General features: G+C 40.6%; 12 protein-coding genes. 3 read left to right on the top strand and 9 right to left on the bottom strand.

Annotation, left to right across the window (positions count from 1 at the left end):
* Positions 1–17: 17 nt before the first annotated feature.
* Genes QUE03_RS07670 through QUE03_RS07660 form a run of 3 tightly spaced genes read right to left on the bottom strand, consistent with a single transcriptional unit; the run spans position 18 to position 4,516 of the window.
* Positions 18–2,459 (bottom strand): ABC transporter permease, encoded by a 2,442-nt coding sequence (locus QUE03_RS07670; RefSeq protein ID WP_286266765.1) that lies wholly within the window; start codon positions 2,457–2,459, stop codon positions 18–20.
* The gene (locus QUE03_RS07665) at positions 2,459–3,235 is read right to left on the bottom strand and encodes an ABC transporter ATP-binding protein (protein WP_286266764.1); all 777 of its coding nucleotides are present in this window, start codon (positions 3,233–3,235) and stop codon (positions 2,459–2,461) included. The genes QUE03_RS07670 and QUE03_RS07665 overlap by 1 nt, the downstream gene beginning before the upstream one ends.
* A gap of 30 nt (positions 3,236–3,265) precedes the next feature.
* The gene (locus QUE03_RS07660; protein WP_286266763.1) at positions 3,266–4,516 is read right to left on the bottom strand and encodes an efflux RND transporter periplasmic adaptor subunit; all 1,251 of its coding nucleotides are present in this window, start codon (positions 4,514–4,516) and stop codon (positions 3,266–3,268) included.
* 398 nt (positions 4,517–4,914) lie between these two features.
* On the opposite strand from QUE03_RS07660, the gene QUE03_RS07655 reads away from it, so the two are divergent.
* Positions 4,915–6,381 (top strand): methyl-accepting chemotaxis protein, encoded by a 1,467-nt coding sequence (locus QUE03_RS07655; protein ID WP_286266761.1) that lies wholly within the window; start codon positions 4,915–4,917, stop codon positions 6,379–6,381.
* Positions 6,362–6,916, top strand: a complete 555-nt coding sequence (locus tag QUE03_RS07650; protein ID WP_286266759.1) for a DUF6436 domain-containing protein — start codon at positions 6,362–6,364, stop codon at positions 6,914–6,916. The genes QUE03_RS07655 and QUE03_RS07650 overlap by 20 nt, the downstream gene beginning before the upstream one ends.
* Positions 6,917–6,961: 45 nt before the next feature.
* Here the strand turns inward: QUE03_RS07650 and QUE03_RS07645 are convergent, their stop codons facing one another.
* Together QUE03_RS07645 and QUE03_RS07640 are read right to left on the bottom strand one after the other, a co-directional pair.
* Positions 6,962–7,474: an RNA methyltransferase gene (locus QUE03_RS07645; protein WP_286266757.1), complete on the bottom strand. Its 513-nt coding sequence runs from the start codon at positions 7,472–7,474 to the stop codon at positions 6,962–6,964.
* A 374-nt stretch (positions 7,475–7,848) separates the two neighbouring features.
* The gene (locus tag QUE03_RS07640; protein ID WP_286266755.1) at positions 7,849–9,702 is read right to left on the bottom strand and encodes a monovalent cation:proton antiporter-2 (CPA2) family protein; all 1,854 of its coding nucleotides are present in this window, start codon (positions 9,700–9,702) and stop codon (positions 7,849–7,851) included.
* 235 nt (positions 9,703–9,937) lie between these two features.
* Here QUE03_RS07640 and QUE03_RS07635 point away from each other — a divergent pair, with 235 nt between their 5' ends.
* On the top strand, positions 9,938–11,947 hold the full coding sequence (locus QUE03_RS07635; RefSeq protein WP_286266754.1) for a S8 family serine peptidase: 2,010 nt from the start codon (positions 9,938–9,940) through the stop codon (positions 11,945–11,947).
* Positions 11,948–12,146: 199 nt separating this feature from the next.
* On the opposite strand, the gene QUE03_RS07630 is transcribed toward QUE03_RS07635, so the two are convergent.
* The 4 genes from QUE03_RS07630 to QUE03_RS07615 all read right to left on the bottom strand — a co-directional run bounded on the left by QUE03_RS07630 (position 12,147) and on the right by QUE03_RS07615 (position 18,534).
* Positions 12,147–13,211 (bottom strand): hypothetical protein, encoded by a 1,065-nt coding sequence (locus QUE03_RS07630; protein ID WP_286266752.1) that lies wholly within the window; start codon positions 13,209–13,211, stop codon positions 12,147–12,149.
* A gap of 417 nt (positions 13,212–13,628) precedes the next feature.
* Positions 13,629–16,802, bottom strand: coding sequence for a patatin-like phospholipase domain-containing protein (locus QUE03_RS07625; protein WP_286266749.1), 3,174 nt, complete (start codon positions 16,800–16,802; stop codon positions 13,629–13,631).
* Positions 16,803–17,843: 1,041 nt separating this feature from the next.
* The gene (locus QUE03_RS07620) at positions 17,844–17,972 is read right to left on the bottom strand and encodes a hypothetical protein (RefSeq protein ID WP_286266747.1); all 129 of its coding nucleotides are present in this window, start codon (positions 17,970–17,972) and stop codon (positions 17,844–17,846) included.
* Between the two features lie 46 nt (positions 17,973–18,018).
* Positions 18,019–18,534: a lipase family protein gene (locus tag QUE03_RS07615; RefSeq protein WP_286266745.1), complete on the bottom strand. Its 516-nt coding sequence runs from the start codon at positions 18,532–18,534 to the stop codon at positions 18,019–18,021.
* Between the last annotated feature and the right edge of the window lie 13 nt (positions 18,535–18,547).

The raw sequence follows: 18,547 nt of genomic DNA, 5'->3' as shown, positions 1-18,547 counted from the left end.
TAAGGAGTATTCGTCGATTACTCGTTGCGCAGCGCACGCATTGGTCTATTTTTAATGATCTTTTGCATCGGTCGATAACTAGCAAAAAGTGCAATCACCACTGTCATCAGTAATACCGGCAGTGCTAAGCCAAATTCAAAACTTAACCATTGACTCAATTGCGTTTTATATAAGCCATAAATCGCAATAATTGCTACCAAGGCGATGGCAACTCCAATAGTCAAAGGCATTACAGCATCTTTAACTAACAAAGCATATAAGCGCGATTTTTTAGCGCCAAGCGCCATGCGAATGCCAAACTCAAAACGTCTTAGTCCTAAGTTATAACTGATCACCCCATAGATACCGACACTGGCAAGCAATAGCGTAAACGCGGCCAATATATAGCTAACGTACAAAGTTATCTTATCCAAGTAAATAATCTTATCATGCTCCGCTTCAAAAGAGCGGAACTCCCATATGTTCATTCTTGCATCTTGCTCTCGCAGAGCGCTCAGTAATTCAGCACGCGACAGAGTTTGCCCTTCGTTAACCTCAATGATGTAGTTATAAGAAAACGGCTGGCCTGGCCACCAAATATGTTTACCTTGGTCTTGATCATAATAATTGGGGTGATTAAAGTCTTCGGTAATCCCAACAATTTCGTTATCTTCATTACGCCCTTCATATACTTTACCTAACACATCACCTTGCGGGTCAAGCATGTACGCTAGGCTTTCACTGACCATGACTTCATGTTTCTCTGCGCGAATCGCCGCTTCACTAAAAGTACGTCCTTTAAGAATTTTCAGCCCTGTATGGTCAAAGTACTCAGGCCCAACCCACGCCTGAGGAATAAAAGGGGTTTGCTCTCCTTGCTTACTGGTTATTGTCGCTTTAGTAATACGAACTGACACGGGACTGTGACCTGTAGAGATCCTCTTTATTTTTGCAATTTTCCCAAGTTCACTTTGAACCTTAATTTGCTTTTCATAGCGCTCTGCCATAGACAGCTCTTTATTTTCATTACGAATAAAACCAATCACTGAATAGAAGTTTTCAATATGACTACCCATAGGACGATTTAAGGTTTGATGTGTTTTGGTCAGCGCCAAACACGCAATAATTATCAATGTTGAGGCCAGTGCCATTTGCAAACTCACCAACACGCGAACCGTTCTTCCTGAAACCTGATTTACACCACCTTTACCACTGGATTGTAACTGTGTGCTTAATGCGCGGTAGTTAATCAAACGCGAGGTAACAAAAGCAAAAAGATAAGCCAATAAAAGGCTTAACACGGCCGCCATCAGCAATAAATTCATGTCGATAGCTATTGACTGAACTAAAGGCAGTTTACCCAATGCTAAAAACTTAAACAGCTTTATGCCCCAAGCTGCAATAAATAGTGCAATCACCAAAGAGCTAACCATTAGAATTAACGTTTGCAATAAGATAGAAGAGAACAGCAATCCTCGTTTAGCTCCTAGCACCGCTTGTAGTGCCAAGGTTTTATGTTGAGCTAGTGCACGAGAGAAAAATAGATTGCTGACATTCACGACAGCAATGACAAACAGCCCCAATGTGCCAGCCAGTAAGAATAAGCTCAAATGCCCCTTATCACCTAACTCTACCGAGCGATATAGTGTGAGTAACGGCCTAAAATCCGTGGCTGTATCGTAGCCTTCAATCCATTCCGCACGAATCGATTCAATACTGTCATCAAAATCTTGGTACATTTCGTCATAGCTCACCCCCACCTTTTTAGTACCGACCATTTTTAATGAACCATAGGTGTTATCCCAGGGGTTATCCCATTCGCCATCATTGTAAAAACGTCGATCTGAGCCAAAATGAAGCCACAAATCAGATTTTCCTTCATAAAACATGTACGGCGGTTCATAGCTAGATGACACCACGCCGATGACCTTGTAGCTGTACTCCCCTTCTTGAATTGATTTTCCTAAAATATTCGGATCTTGATTGTAGACACTGCGCCAAAGATGTTCAGAAATTAAAATATTATCAGACGCTTGATCTATGTTTAGGTCTGACGAAAATGTTTGCCCTAGCACCAGCTTTACATTAAAAAGTTCGAAATAATCAGGCGTTGTATAGGTCACTGTATATTTAGGCTCGCCCGGTAAATTGGTGATCATAAATTCAGCTGGACTAATAGCGGCAGCTCGTTCGAAACTATTTTGTGTTTTAAACCAGTGGACTATTGCCTTATAACTTTGAAAGTGTGCATGAGTGCCCGATGGCGTATCTACTTCCTGCTCAAGCACATATAGATTTTTCTCGTCTAAAACGTTTAGCGGCTTTATAAAATAACTATTAACCAGCGAAAATACGACAAACAAGGTCGCCATCGTCAAAGACATAGTAACCAATACTGAGCTGACAAAACCCGGCGCCTGCATTAGCGAAGAAAATGCCAGTTTTAACTGGCTGGATATTTTGGTGAATTTACTCATCATTACACCGCCTCTGGCTCAGGGAAGCGCACGCTTTCAGGTTCATCATAGGACTTATTATTAGGCATTGACTGCGCATTCGATTGTTCGATAATTTTGCCGTCGAGCAAGTGTATCTGCTTGTTCGCGTGTCCGGCATAACGGGGATCGTGAGTTACCATACAAATGGTGGTGCCCACCTTATTTAACTGGCCTAAAATGTCCATCACGGCATCACCATTTTTTGAATCCAAGTTCCCTGTTGGCTCATCCACCAGTAATATTGATGGCTCGCCAGCAAGCGCTCGCGCTATGGCAACACGTTGTTGTTGTCCGCCTGATAATTGATTTGGCTTGTGTGATTGGCGATGCTCCATTTCAACCTGCGATAGTGCTTTGATAACGCGTTGTTGGATTTCTTCGCTTGAAAGCGCTTGTTCGCGGTAGGTTAATGGCAATGCCACGTTGTCAAAAACGCTTAATTCATCTATCAGGTTAAACGACTGAAAAACAAAACCAATATGCAAATTGCGCAACTCAGCTTGTTGATCCATTTTTAACGATGATGTGTCTACCCCTTCGATTTCGTAACGGCCATCAGTCGGAGAATCTAATAAGCCTAGAATAGACAATAAAGTCGATTTACCACAGCCAGAGGGACCACTGATTGATAAGTAATCACCTTGATTAATATCCAAGTTTATGTCCGTTAATGCCATTACTTCAATATCAGAGGTGGTAAAAGTTTTTGACAAATTTTTCAGCGAAATAATACTGCTTGTTTGTGTAGGTGTATCCATTATTGCTTCCTTTTCTTATATTTATTCAATTCAGTCTATTAGCTCAATTGTTGATTGCTGTCGCCATTGCGTCATATCCGAAACAATGACTTTATCGCCGCGCTGAACACCCTTAACCACTTGAATTTGACTTCCTGAAACTGTACCAAATTCTAATGATGTCAGCTGAGCTGTTTTTTGATTATTTGCAGCGACGAAAATATTCTTTGTCGTGTAAGGCTGAGTGTTACTCGGTTGTTCGACATACAGCGTATCAGCAATTTGTTTAACTAAAATTTGCCCTTCTACGGTTAAGTCCGGACGCGCGTTGGCGGGCAATTTCCCGAGTAAATCAAGTTCAATCATTACGCGTCCGTCGGTAACTATCGATTCAATCCGGATGACCTTAGCATCAACCGTTTCGCCAAAGGTATTGACGGTCGCCAACATGCCGATGGCAATTTGATCCGCTTGAGAATGCTGTACTTTTAACTGTGCAACGAGCTTCTGATCTGAGCCAACTAGAGCAAGTTGTGAACCAGCAATTACACTTTGGCCAATTTCTACAGGCAATGTTTGCAAGACACCATCTAGTCCCGCCCGCACCGTTAGTCTGTCGTGACGTTTTTTAATGGTTTGAAAGTTCGCCTGATATTGAATGACCAAATCCTGCAGGATATTGGTACGCTCTTTTTGCATCGCTTTTAGTTGAGTACGTCGTTTCTGCTCAATATCGACACGTTGACTCAATTGCCTAACATCAAGTTGCGTGCGTTTGTAATCAAGAATACTGACGATGCCTTTATCAATGAGTTTTCTTTCAGCTTCCGCTCTTAATTGGGCAATCTCCAAATCACTGTTCAGCAAGGCAATTTGTGCTTCACGTTCTAGCAATTGGCTTTTATGCGAGATGATTTGCTCTTTTGCTTGCGCCTGCTGGCGCCCTAACTCTAATCGAGCATTAACAAGCTCTTGTTCAAGTTGAGGATCAGAAAGAGTCAAAATCACGGTGTCTTTCGTTACTCTTGCGCCGGGATACAGTGAAATGCTTTCAACTGTCGCTTGTGACTGGCTGGTCAACATCCGTTGATTTTTAGCTTTCAATCGACCATAACCGCTGACCTTTACGTCAAAATCCCCTTGTAAAACCGCGGCAATTCTTATGTCAGCAGCTGACGGGGTAGCATCAATATTTACGGAAGAAATTGCCCACAATGATACGCTCAATAAAGACACTGTTAGCACAATCAGCCTAAGAGCTCGGTAACGTTTATTGTCGGTTCTATTTAATATGGTGGTCATTTCCATATTGCTGTCCATAGTTTAATGTGAGGTTACGAGAGGAGATTGCTAAATGCATACCAATTCTTTACTCATTGAAATTAAAGACTTTAATTCTTACCATCTTAAAAATGAAACAGCTAAAGTCCCAAATTTGGGAAAGGTAGTATAAAAAAGGGAATTCACTCGTTTGTTGGAAAGAGAATCAATTGAACAAAAAAACTAGTAAGCATCGTATTTAATATGCGCTTTATTAATAACTTGAAAAATAATATTCAAAAAAGAATAAATGTCCTCAAGAGTTACCTAAAATTTACATTCACTTCTATAGTTAAACCAATATCACCTTAACATCACTGGATGTGAAGCAACGGTTTGTTTAACAAGGAACGTTCAACTCTGTCCTGTAGGGGTCAAAAATGAACAATACGAATAAGCTATTCTTTTACTTGATCATACTACTGTTTACCGAGTCGGTCGTGTTAGCATTTTTAAATCAAACCTTTATTGAAGCGTTTGTGATTGGGTTGCCAGCTCTAGGAATAGCAATTTACTTCATTAACGTCATGCCTGATGCGAATCTCACTAAACATGTAGCCGCGCTATCAGTGATGATTTTTTCTTTTCTTCATATCCATCAAACTGGCGGTTTAATAGAAGTTCACTTTGAAATATTCATATTGATGGCCTTTTTAATCATTTTTGGTGATTGGCGGGTTTTTGTTTCCGCGATAGCCATTGTTGCAGTTCATCATTTATCGTTTTATTTTTTACAATCCAGTGGACAGCCCGTTTATTTATTTGATGAATACCGACTGAATTTTAATAATGTCGTCATCCATGCGGTCTATGCACTGATTGAGGCCTCTATTGCCGGCTATATTGCGAAACTTATGAAAGATGAAAGCAGTATAGGTATTGAACTATCAGACATAGCTAATAGCGTCACCAAAGACCCGACGGCTATTGATTTGAAAATACGTGCGATAGAAAGAAAAAGTGATATTTTGGACAACTTTAATAACTTACTGCTTCTATTTGATCAAGTGATCACGCAAGTTAAATCACGTGTTAGCAAGCTAAATCATAATGCGGAGCAGTTGAACGCTGCAAAGGATGAATTAGAACAATCATCAGCAAATAGACAAGTAGAAACAGATTCCATTGCAACGTCTGCTGAGCAAATGGCCGTGACAGTTTCTTCCATTGCAGAGGAAACGGCACAGCTAAGCGATCAAATGCAGGCGGCCAACCAATATACGCGGGAAACCAATGTTGACATTATTGATATCAATAAAAAGAACAAACAGTTAACCCAAGCACTGGAAACCACCAGTAACGAAGTCTCTGAACTAGCCAGCTCTAGTCACGCAATCACAACGGTATTGACTGAAATCACAGGCATAGCTGATCAAACAAATTTATTGGCTTTAAATGCGGCCATCGAAGCCGCTAGAGCTGGTGAACAAGGGCGTGGTTTTGCCGTTGTTGCGGACGAGGTTAGAGCGTTGGCGAACAGAACCAAGGAAAGCACAGATAAAATTAGCGAAACCCTTAATGTATTGGTGACGTATTCAAAAAGCACAACAGTGTCTATGGAAAAATGCATCTCTGTCGTAACAGAAGTCATCGAAGTCACCGACAAAGCCATCGCACAAATTGAGCAAGCATCTGCCATAGTGGAAACCTCAAGCGCTATCGCGATAAACGTTGCTGCGGCAGTAGAGCAACAATCGTCCACTACCGATGGTATTGCTCAAAGTACGGAAACGCTGCGGGCAACCGTTCAAACAGACATTGAAAAAATAGAGTTGCTTTCAGTTGAAGCGGAGGCACTTAAGTCGAGCGCAGCTGAAATGGAAGCCAGTGTGGCAAGTTTTAAATAACATGTCTTTCTTGAGCAGGCACACAGTGCATGCCATCGCCGTGCTTTTATGGCTGATTTGCACATTTGTTGCCTTTAGCTACTTTATTCGCCAACAGCTAGTCGCCTTTGATCCTAAGCGATCTCTTGTCAATATCGAGCAAGAAACATTTCAGCTGAAGCTCACCAGTCTTGTGCGCCAACCGTCACAACAATTGGCCAATACCGTTTTGCATTTTTTTGAAAAAAAATGTCGATGCAATAACATCTCAAAGCCACATATAAACAAGGTATTATTCAACGCAAGAAAACAAAACATGAGCATCATCAATGTAGAAGTGAGTAATACCAACTTAGTGCCAGCAACCCCCGCTATGGCGCTAATTGGCAGCGAAGGTGAACTTGTTTATTTTGGGCCCTACGGAGCAGGGATTGGCTGTTCAAATACTGTAGGGTTCGCAGAAACTGTTTTAAATAATTACTTCAAAGGCTATAACACACCAACGATTATAAGTGACATTGAAGGTTGCTATTGCCACACCGCATTAGATACATGATATTCACAGGCAAGGTAACGACGTCCGTTAGTCGCCAATTAAAGTCTACACGCCTTTCACTTTAACCCGATTATTGGTATCCCTACTTGTACGGATCAGGTCATTATTTTGCGGGATTTCCGTTAACTTAGCTTGCCTGTCATAAAGCACAACATTGACTGTTGCAGCTAAATTTAAGCAACCCTTGGTTGGCACATAAACAACAGCATCAGCTTTATCAATAACGTCTTGGCTGATAGTACCGTCTTCCGGACCAAAAACATAATAAGCGTGACTTGGGTGTTCAAATTCAGGTAGTGACACAGCGCCTTCAACAAGATCGACACAGATAATCGTCATTTCTTCAGGTACATTATCAAGCAAGCAATCCTTGGCCGTTAATGGAATCGTCGAGGTTCTATTTTTAGTATCGGTGTTAAACTTAGCAGCTCGAGCGAAACGCTCGCCACTGTAAAAGACTTGGTCGGCATTAAAGCAGCCCGCAGCGCGCATAACTGCACCGACATTGGTTGGACCTTTAGGGTTAGTTAAACCAATATGGACGGTATTTTTTTTCATTAATGAATATTCTTTTAGATTACTTTCTACTTGCTAGCGCAATTTTTGAGTTAAGCGGATCGCGAAACGTAAATTATCTTGGCAAGAAGAATCACAATAATTGAGCACTTATTAGTACCTGATAAGTGCTCAGTAAATTGGCGCATATATTACTTAATTAGTGACCAAAACACTATGGTAGAAATTAATGAACAGATACAAGATTTGAGTCGGCCTTGTTGTTTATTAACAATTTATTGGCTATACACGCTTTCCCCCGTATAAAAGCAGGTAAAGCAGAGTAAGAGAGCCGACTCATAAATGTTCTTACCTTTAGGCTGCAAACCAATATGATGTCCATTTAGCAGCTGCACTATTTGGATATGGTATATTCATCAATGATCAAGCTTCTGCTTATCCTCACAGTTTTCTCCGTGACATGTGTTTAGCCTGTGTTGCTCTTCTTTATCTTTGATTAGAATTTGTTTGATATCTTCCATTCTCTGCTTAACGGCTACTCCGTAGCTATGATCGTCACCCCACACATCTTCAAGCATTCGTATGGTCTGGTAGTCATGATCGGCAAAAATTTTACCCGCTCGTTGTGCACTCTTGGCGCTGTTTCCAAGTAAAGTTAACGCTTCAATACCTAAATTTAGTGCAGAATCGAACGTTTCTCTTTTAAACGAGGTGATACCTATGTTCATTAATTCATAGGCATGTCGTCTATCAAATGCCCTTGCTGCAATGGCTAAATCTGGGTAGTGTTTTTTAGCGATACTGGCTATTTCTAGAATTTTATCAGGATCATCAATTGCAATAACCAATAATTGCGCAGCTTTAGCGCCAGAAGCTTCTAATAAATCTTGTCTTGCTGCATCTCCATAATGAACTCTATGACCAAAGCGCTTGAGGAATTCAATCTGGCTTGGGCTGTGATCGAGTATGGACAAATGGTAGCCTTGTGCCGTCAGTAGCCTACCAATAATTTGTCCGAAGCGACCGTAACCAGCAATTATTACGCTGTTAGTTGGTTCAATTTGCTTAGGATCATCATATTCGTCTTGTTTCTGGCTAGAGCTGTTTAGAATTTTTTCATATACCATGATCAACAAAGGTGCAAGTAACATTGATATTGCCACGACTAATGTTGCCAACTTACTTTGTTCTTGGCTAAGGATATGGAGGGATGTAGTTAAAGATAACAATACAAACGCAAATTCACCGCCTTGAGCTAATGCCATACTAAACAGTAGCTTTTGCTTACTTTCCATTTTAAAAATCATTGCCAGTATGTAAAGTACAAACGCTTTAACGACAATCAATGCCGCAACTATCATTATAACTATTGCATAGTTTTCCAATAGCAATGGAAAATCTATCGACGCGCCAACGGCAATAAAGAACAAACCAAGTAATAACCCTTTGAAAGGCTCAATATCTACTTCTAGCTCGTGCCTAAATTCACTCTCAGCTAATACGACACCGGCCAAAAATGTCCCAAGAGCTGGTGACAAACCAACCTTTTGCATGATAACGGCTATCAATATCACCAAAAACAAGGCAAACACGGTAAATAACTCCCTCAAACGAGTCTCTGCAATGTACCTAAATAGAGGCGCTGATACATATTTACCTGCAAGTATGATTGATGTGATCACAGCTACCGAAATAATAACCTGTAGGTAAGCTGGGAAGTGCGCAATTAAGTTGCCATGTCCTGATAAACTTTTTACATCATCACTAAATGCTAATAGTGGGAGCAGCGCTAAAATAGGGATGACAGCTATGTCTTGAAACAACAAAACTGAAAACGCATTCTGACCTGCCTCCTGTTTTGTCCAGCCTTTTTCATTGAGAGTTTGCAACACAATAGCCGTCGAGGATAGAGCCATCATTAAACCTATCGCCAAAGACGTTTGCCACTGTAAAGATAAAAACTCAACACATATGGCAAAAATAAATATTGTTGTGATGAGCATCTGAAGGCCACCGAGACCTAGAATTGAGTGCCTTAACTTCCATAGTCGTGATGGTTGCAGTTCTAACCCCACAAGAAAAAGCATCATCACAACGCCAAATTCGGCAAAGTGCATAACGTCCGTTTGATCACCAACAAGCCCTAAAAGAAAAGGGCCTATCAATATCCCTGCCAATAAGTAGCCAAGTACAGATCCTAGCCCTAAACGTTTTGCGATTGGTACGGCCAAAATCGCCGCAGCTAAATATACAACAGCCAGCTCTAACATATTATGCCCTGCCCATGCCCGTTATTATTATGATATTCAGTATATGACGCTTTTGGAATTTAAGGGGGCTGTCGATAGTAGAAAATTAAAAACGATATGATTTTACCCACACGAATACATAAACGGCCTTTGGTTTACTCTCAAAAGCTAATGTGACTTTCACATTTTTTTAACGCAAAAAATGTATACTTAACCGTATTCCTGTTGCAACCAACAATTTAACCCGCAGTTAGCCATGAAAAATGTATATAACCTCTTACTCTTTGCTGTAATTTTCTTTTTTAGTTCAAGCAATTACAGTTTAGCCGATGTTGCGAATGATATAGATACTATTAGCAATAAATTTGATACGAGTATTTCTGAGTTTTCATTAGAAAAGGCAACTTATCTTGTTTATTTCGGTCATGACAACTCTAACCTTCAAGTTCTCGTTAGTGACAATAGTCGTAGGAAAAGTAGCGAAGCCTCAGCGTTGTTAACTCAGCATAAAAAACTCATTCAATCACGAAAAGAACGTGTTATTAACGTCCTAAAGGGGCAAGAGTTTCAAGTAATTCGCAGCTACAACGCCGTACCTGCCATCGTTATTCGTACGTCTACAGAGGTAATCAAAGCACTTGCCAAATCACCGTTGGTACAAAACATAGGTTTAGATAACAGTGGAGGAGTTGGTCACCTTAACGAAGCAATTCCACAAAGTAATATTGACTTAGTTAAGGCAATTCCTTTATCGGGTGAAGGCATAGAAGTCGCAATTATTGACTCTGGCTTAGATGAAAATCACCTAGACTTTACTGAAAGAGTTGTCTCTCGTGCCTGTTTTTCAAGTGATTGTACTGAATCGATTTATGATCAACACGGCCACGGCACTAATGTCACAGGAATCTTAGCCGGTGCAGGCACCATTGCACCACAAGGCGGGGCTCCTAATACTCAGTTGCATATTCTTAAAGTCTTAGATGCCAACAATAGCTTTGATTCGTCATCTCAAGTCGTTGCAGCACTTGATCACATTATTACTGAATTACCCAACGTTAGCATCGTAAATATGAGTATTGGCACTAGTGCACTGTTCACATCAAGTTGTGATGATAGCCGCAGTTGGACAAAGCCTTTGGCTGACGCTATCAATCAACTGCATGCCAGAGGCGTCACGTTGTTTGCCTCAGCAGGTAACGATGGCAATAAGGAGGCAATAACGGCACCTGCCTGTCTGCAAAACGTCATTGCTGTTGGCGCTACGTGGGATAGTCGTATCAGCAGCTATACGGGGTTTTGTACTGAGCCATCTCCTATTGCCGGAGAGCTGACTTGCTTTAGTAACAGCAGTGATAATGTCGATATTGTCGCACCCGGCGCAACGATTACTGCAACAGGAATAAATAGCGGCATATCACACTATAGTGGTACCTCAATGGCCGCCCCATTTGTCGCATCTTGTGCAGCGTTACTTCAACAAGCAAAACCTAGTCTAACGCCATTGGAGCTTCGTAAAACATTGGTAGAAAATGGCGGCGCTATGGTTACTGATAGTGAAGGTAGAAGCTTGCCGAGTTTAGATTGCTGGCAAGCCTATCAATCATTGAATATAGAAGAAACTCCAATTTTAACTCGGCTCAGCCCCTCATCACCATATACAACAACAGAACACTCGGTAAATTTTTCAGTAACAGCAAAGGATAATGAAGATGGTGATGTTAGCGATCAGGTCATTTGGTTGGTCAATGAAGTTGAATCTGATGTTACCGGCGACAATTTCATCAACAGCTTTGATGTTGGAGACTATACTGTCACAGCAAAGATTGTAGACAGTGCCAATAATGAGGCTCAAGTTAGTTGGCAGCTAAGTATAGTTAACAAGCAGCTTTATCCACCACAATTAACAATTAACTCACCCAATGAAAACAGTCAGTACCAAAGTGATCAAACGGTGACTTTTAATGCCATAGCTATTGATGTCGAAGATGGAGATATCAGCGACGCTATACAATGGTATGTGAATAATGAATGGATAGGTCAAAACGGTGTCTTAAACACCTCATTTGCCGCAGGTACTCATATTATCACAGCCGCAATAGTTGATACTGACCAAAATGAAACGCAAGCAGAAATCACGATTATTGTTAATGAAGCAACTGTAATTGAGCCGCCCTCTAGTGGTTCTAGCTCTGGAGGGGGTTCAATAACTCTGGGCTTATTAATCCTATTATGTAGTCGATTGTTCCTTTTCAAGTATAACAGGTAGTTGATTACTAATTACTCAGTACAAATGAATATGCTCCTTGGTTAGGTACTACCTCTTCGACGGGGCTAATATCGATAGTTTTGTTTAATAATGATTAAACCAACAGCTTCCTAGCGATGTAAATGTGTTTGGTTAATGCTTAAACTGTACACATACGGCACTCACTAGTAATTTACATTAATTTAATTTTAATATGACCTTATACACGAATGGTCATATTTGGAACAGCTACATTAGCTGCATCCACCACCTGATGTACATTAGGTGCAATAAGTGGTCCCAGTTGATAACTAGGGTTGTTGTCTGGTCCCCAACCCAAGTTATCCAATTGCGCATTTAGAGCAGGGTTATCTGGTGGTGCAGGCACCTGAATCGGCATATTGACGTTGGGATAATTGTTATCTACTCCAGTTCCCCCATGTGGCGTTGCATTGTTTTTGGTGAAATTCATTTCGCAATTGAACACCGTATTATGAATGTCCCCAACATGAAAGTTCGCCATGTTTGGGTTTTGCACTCTCACTCGGTAGTGAAGCCTTCTGTGAATATTGTTCGCAGCTTGCGCAGGATCAATTTTTAAGCTGTTTAGATTCATTAGATGTGCCTTTACGTGATCTTCAAAAATGCTTGAATGTTGCCCGTTAAACGCTGGAGTAACCGGAAACAGGTTTTGCGGAATAGCCTGCCCTCCAAGATTAGCATTCAATAAATGACCTTGATAAAGTTTTGGCCAATTACCATTGGTATAAGGAGAAGGGGTTGGAGCAGCGGCTGTTCTAGAGCCGGTTTTAGGGTTCGCCGGATCTAAATACGCATCCGTGTCAACACCGACAGTTAAGTCACCAAAGTGGAGCCCTCCAGCCCAATAATGTAAGTTACCTTGCTGAAACGAAATTTCAGTGGCTTTTTGTATTGTTTTACCATTCACGATACTTTGTTGGTTTAAGGATTTTCGGCAACTAACCGAACGGTCTGGCTGGCCAGTAATATTGGCCTTTTGTTGTAATGATTGCTTTCCTTTAACAAATTCTAAGTTTAAGTGCGCATTGGCATTTTGAGTTGACGCTTTTAGTTGCGTTAGTTGCTTGGCCTGCATACTAGTATTAGACGCCCGTTGAAACTTTCTTAGAGCAACAACCTCACAACGATTGTCTTGCAAAGCCATCGGCCTCCTTAATGATGTTCTTGCTCTAGTACCAACTGATATGCTCTTTCGACTATTGTCTGTTCGAGGTGAATGCGGCTTAATTTTTGAAGCAAACATGTTGTTTCCTTAGTGGCACTTTCTATAAAAAATAGAAGCCGATTGAGAATAAAGCAACAATTGTGAGTAAGTAAAAACTTAGAAGTAGCGAGTGATAAAAAAGAAAAACAGATAGCAGAGAGAATGGCGGGACGGAGGCTGCCGAAAACAATAAACAACCACTTGTTTACAAAGAAATTTACAGTAACTAAAAGCACATAGATGTTACCACCAGTGTTACTAAAATAAAAAATCAACATCCATGAAGTTGAAAACAACATTTTAATAAATTGCAACTAAAGACTTTACATATATAAGCCGTGTATCAATCTGACCGCCTCGATTAATAAAACTCAATCAAACCTGATAGTCTCATGTGTGCCAAAAGCGGAAGATGCTCCCTTACAAAGCGGTCTTATAAGCCACCAAAACTGCGAGTCACGGGGTCTTAGCTTTCATCGCTGCAGCGAAACTATCGAAAGAGTGCAAACCTGAATTATTGTCCATCAATAACTCCTCACATGCTTTCTCGCCGATGTGTTGTCCGAGTGCACGGTAACATTCGAACTGTTGTTCATCAAAAAACTGGTCTGCTGTCGATTGATGTGGGAAACTCGGATTTTGGTTACGATATTCTTTGATCACCTCATTCTCATCGTCAGTGTATGATGACTTTAAATAGAGTAAATAACCCACTTCAGGGTCGGAGTTGATATTCTTGTTTGAAGGGTAAATGATCTTTCCAAACGCACAATGTTCTTTGCTTAGGTTATCCTTCCCTTGATAAACGGCCTCTTCACTATTTTCTACACGAATTTTATCGACGTCGATGTCGATTTTAATTCCTAAGTCAATTTGAGCATAACGAATAAGTGTTGCCAAGCCGTTAAAGGTGAGGTCTGGATCAGCTTCCCCATCTCCTATAATAATGAACTTACATCGGCGACGTAAGAGTTCAATACCTGCTAGATTTTCAATATGACCGCCATCTGAGAGGTTGATCCACTTATGGCGCCCATCTAGTTTCATTAACATCTCACGAATCAGAGCTCTAGGAGGCACACGCCAACGGAAACGTTCCCAGAGAGTGTCGTAACATTTTGGCGAATTCTTACTTTTATTTACCTCACTACTAGATACAGATACATCGGCATCGATCTGAGTTTCCTGCTTTCTTATACCAGCATCACCAGTACCCTTTTTGTCGCGCATCAGTGTACTAATACTTGCACCTAAATATCCTCCTCCCGAGACCGATGACATAAAATCTATGTGGTCGAAGATGCCTTTTTTATGTAACGCTTGTACAATCCCCAAGTTGATCGTTGCGGAACGTATCCCTCCCCCAGATAACCCTATGCCCACCAGACTATGCTTTGTCGTACACTGCTTGAACGGAGATTCGTTCACACTGTGGAGTTTTCGACCATTTGATGGATGTTGATATACATTCTTCCAACGTTTCTCAACATCCTCCAATTCTTTTTCAAAAACCTCTTCGAAACGACATTCACCTGTAACATTTGTATCCTTCGGTTTTGTCTCCTGGATTTTATGCAACAGGCCTGGGTTAGGGAGCCAGTATCCTAGACGAATATTGAGTATTACCATAATTGCAACGAACCCTGGATTAGTTCCTCGTCCCATGTTGGGGGAAGCGGCCGCAGCCGAAATGGCCATAGCAGTCGCTAGACTCATTTGAGGATGAACTTGTTCCATCAATTCAGTTCTACAGTAGCCTGTGCGCTTTCCTCCAATAAAATTTTTGCTGAAAATGAAAAAATCACTTGCTCGATCTCTGATATTGGGATCAGTGCTCCCTTGTAAGTTCAGGCAAACATTGAGTAGGTGATATGGGGCTGTGGAACCATCATCATGCTGCCCGATATCGCTTAAGTTGATGTCTTTCTCAATTGAAATATCATCTTGGTTTTCGATCCCCACTAGGTAGGCTGATGCCAATCGATCGCGATACAAACTGTGTATGGAGGTTCGATTTACATCAACAAACAGCCAACAAAATAGATAAGCTTCAACGGCCAGAAACAAAACAAAATAGTGATTCTCTCCTGTGGCCGTGTATTCTTCAGTTAAAACGACGGCGAGCAGCTGTTCGCTATAGTACATTCCAATGGCAATGATAGCCGCAAGGGTAAAGAGAAATAAGTACTCTGCCCATTTGAAACTTTTATGTAGTGTCCCAACCACCACAACCACAACAATCAACAGAATAAATACTATTGGCACTATATAGAGAACAATATTAAGGAGGCCATCAATAGCGGGACGGTATACTAGGAATTCTGTCACATATAATATAACGAGGAACGGCAAAAATACGCCTAACAGTCCAATTAAGAACATCACTAACTTCTTTTTCGCTCCTGCAAAAACCGAAATCAGTTTGCTCGCACCACTTAGGATAGCCACTGAAACTCCTATCATCGATGCGAAGATATTATTCCAATTTGAATCTGGACTTACCAAGAACTGATGGAACTTGTCTACTAATAACGGAAGAGCTTCAAACAAAGCAAACACAAGGACAAAAAGTAAGGCCATACCAAATTGTCGTTCAAACCTATCTCTTTGGTTGACTGAGCTCCTACTACTAGTTCTCTCGATGCTTTTATTATGAACAGCAATTTCACTTACCAGAACATAAATAGGTGAGAGTAGGCACCAGAGCAAAGCGATTAGGCCGACCCAGAGTGTAATAGTAAAAGGGACCGGCATTGGCACGCCGTGAGATTCTTCTAATTTACCAGAACCCGGTGTAGTAAGTTCGCGGATATGTTTAAAGAGACATTCATCAACCGGATTTTCATTTTCGCAAGGCACTACTCCTTTTGATAATTCAGTGGCGTCTGACTTTGTAGTTTTTTTGATTTCTTTGCCAAATATTCTTAGCTGATTGATTTCGGGGTAAGCTTCTTTCATAAGCAAACGATTGAGCCGCCGCAGGCAAGAATTTGAACGTAAAAAGGAACTCTCGCCAACAATTTTCCAATACCCAATACTTCCTTTCGAGCATATCTGTTTGATTACTTTGTCTTTATCCTCTATTTTTTGGTCAATGAGTTCGCGTATGAGTCCAGTCTTATTAGGTTGCAACTTAATACCTTTAAAACGTTCAGGATCGTAAATCAATTCACCGTCTATGATTTTTCGAAATTCATGTGACAACGCTATTTCAAATTCATTCCCTTGAAAATCGTTTTCCAGCAAATTTTTCGTCTGTTCAGATAGCTGTCCTACAATCCATTTGTCAATATTTCTGGGTTTTGTTTTTAACTGTTTAGCGAGCTGTGTAGAGTTTTTCAATGAAAGTTCGTGTGTCATATCTGCTAACGACCGCAACTGCGGTCCATAAAGATGACCAATGACTGCAGAAATAATCAAAAGTAGAGATAGCAAAATCAAAAAATTGAGAAGGACGCCTCTAATGAGTACACCTGCCATCCTGAAATAATCCAAGAATCCTCGAGTTGCCATATAATTGGAGTGATTGCGTAGCCATGTGAGGTACACTGACTCTTCAGGCCCATTGGTCAAAGGAAAAGGAAACTCACTTAACTTGTGATCTTTTTCATTGTTATTTAAGTTGCTCATCTCTTTCTCCATGAAAAAAGAAGAACGATCCCTGTTATGACTGAATACTGCAATTCGAAAACGGTATCACACCGATTCACTCTCAGAGAATAGAGATTGCTGTGATAATTGAAGGTAAAAGTAAGATTAGCACATGGGAAAATTATTACTTAAGAATTGAATACAAACCGTTTATATCTAAAGCTACGTCATAATTCTCTTTATTTGAATTTAGTTGACGCATTTTTTTATCTTGTAATAAATTCTCAGTGAGATTCCTGACACACTTAAACCAGCAATAAAAACTCTAAATGAATCCTGCTAGATGACGCTTTGCTACATCATAAAACCGTCAACACCGTAATCCGATAATATTTACTGCTTTTTATCTTAACCTGAGTAAGAAATTCAAAGTCCTTAATGGTAGCTAAGTTGACTATCTACTATGATAAATTAAAGTCTAAATTAGGTAGACTCTGTGGCAAAATTTTCACTTCAGTTATCAGGCGCTAATGACTACTATGAACATGAAACTGTCTATAGAAAAGACAATACTGACAGTCCGTAATTCACAAAAATGCCAATAGCCGAAATACAGCGCTTTAGGCTACAACCTTCAAAACCTTGAAAGAGCAGGCACTAGACTTTGATTATCTACTGGTAGCTTTTTCCACTGTTCTGACCTCTGTAAAATTTGTTTAAAGTCAATAGAGAAACCTAAAAGCAGATGCAGTAGTTGAATATTTACTCCGTTGTGAGAACAATGTTGGCAGCGCACTCGCTTTCATGTACGTCTTTGCTCAACAATTTTTTAAGCTTCTTTCGATTAACAGCAATAGAGTGATCCGAAACAATGTATCTGTATAGGCTATTTGCCTAGATGGCTTTTATTCGATAAGCAAAGCTCACCGAATATAATAGCTCTAAGTTATTGTACTGCCTAATGGAGCAATTGGTCAGGTAGCGCATATTTCCTGCATGCATAAAGCCGTTAAAGTCACTCAACCAATCAGAAACTTTCTTCCCGATATACGGAAAGGTTCTGAAGATAAATCTAATTGCTTATATCGCGACAGCTCCAGGAGGCGATATGGTGACGCCTTCTACTGCATTCACAAGGCGATGAACCGGCGATTTGATATTATTGATCCAGTATTCGTCTTCTCCCTTGGCGAACCAAACGTATAACACGCCCCTATCCCGCCTTGATGGTTTATTCTTTTGATTGCGACCGTCGCTAACGCCCCCCTAAACTGTGGCCAGTAATGAACAACGGTTTGTCTCGGTTAGATTGCTTTTTGGGTCCCTTGGCAATGTCGCCTTCAACGCTATCAAAAGTTTTCAAGAACCCTTCATGCACTTTTCCGTGAAAAACATCACTCCCTACCACCCTACTTTTCGCATCAGTCTTAATATCTTCGTATATAGTTGCTTCAGTGCCACGAAAAGTAAGTACAAGATAATTCTCGCCACACAGCATTAAAGCCCGTGTGCCAGTTTGATCATTATTAAACCAGCCATCTTCATCAACTAATAGATTCAGACTTTGCAGTTTATTTTTTTGTTCCTGCTTTTTAGCCACAGCAATGTAAAGATATGCCTCGAAAAATCCGAAAGCCAATTTTCTTTGATTGTCATTATCGAGCACTTTCAATAAATATTCTTTGATTTTCTTATATGGATAATAACGACCATATCTTATTATTCTTTTTAATCCTTTTCGGGTAGTGTGAGGCCCAAGCTTTGGCTGCAACCAAAGCCTTTTA

This window comes from Thalassotalea atypica (assembly GCF_030295975.1).
GTDB lineage: Bacteria > Pseudomonadota > Gammaproteobacteria > Enterobacterales > Alteromonadaceae > Thalassotalea_F > Thalassotalea_F atypica.
This window is presented reverse-complemented; position numbering and strand designations above follow the sequence as displayed.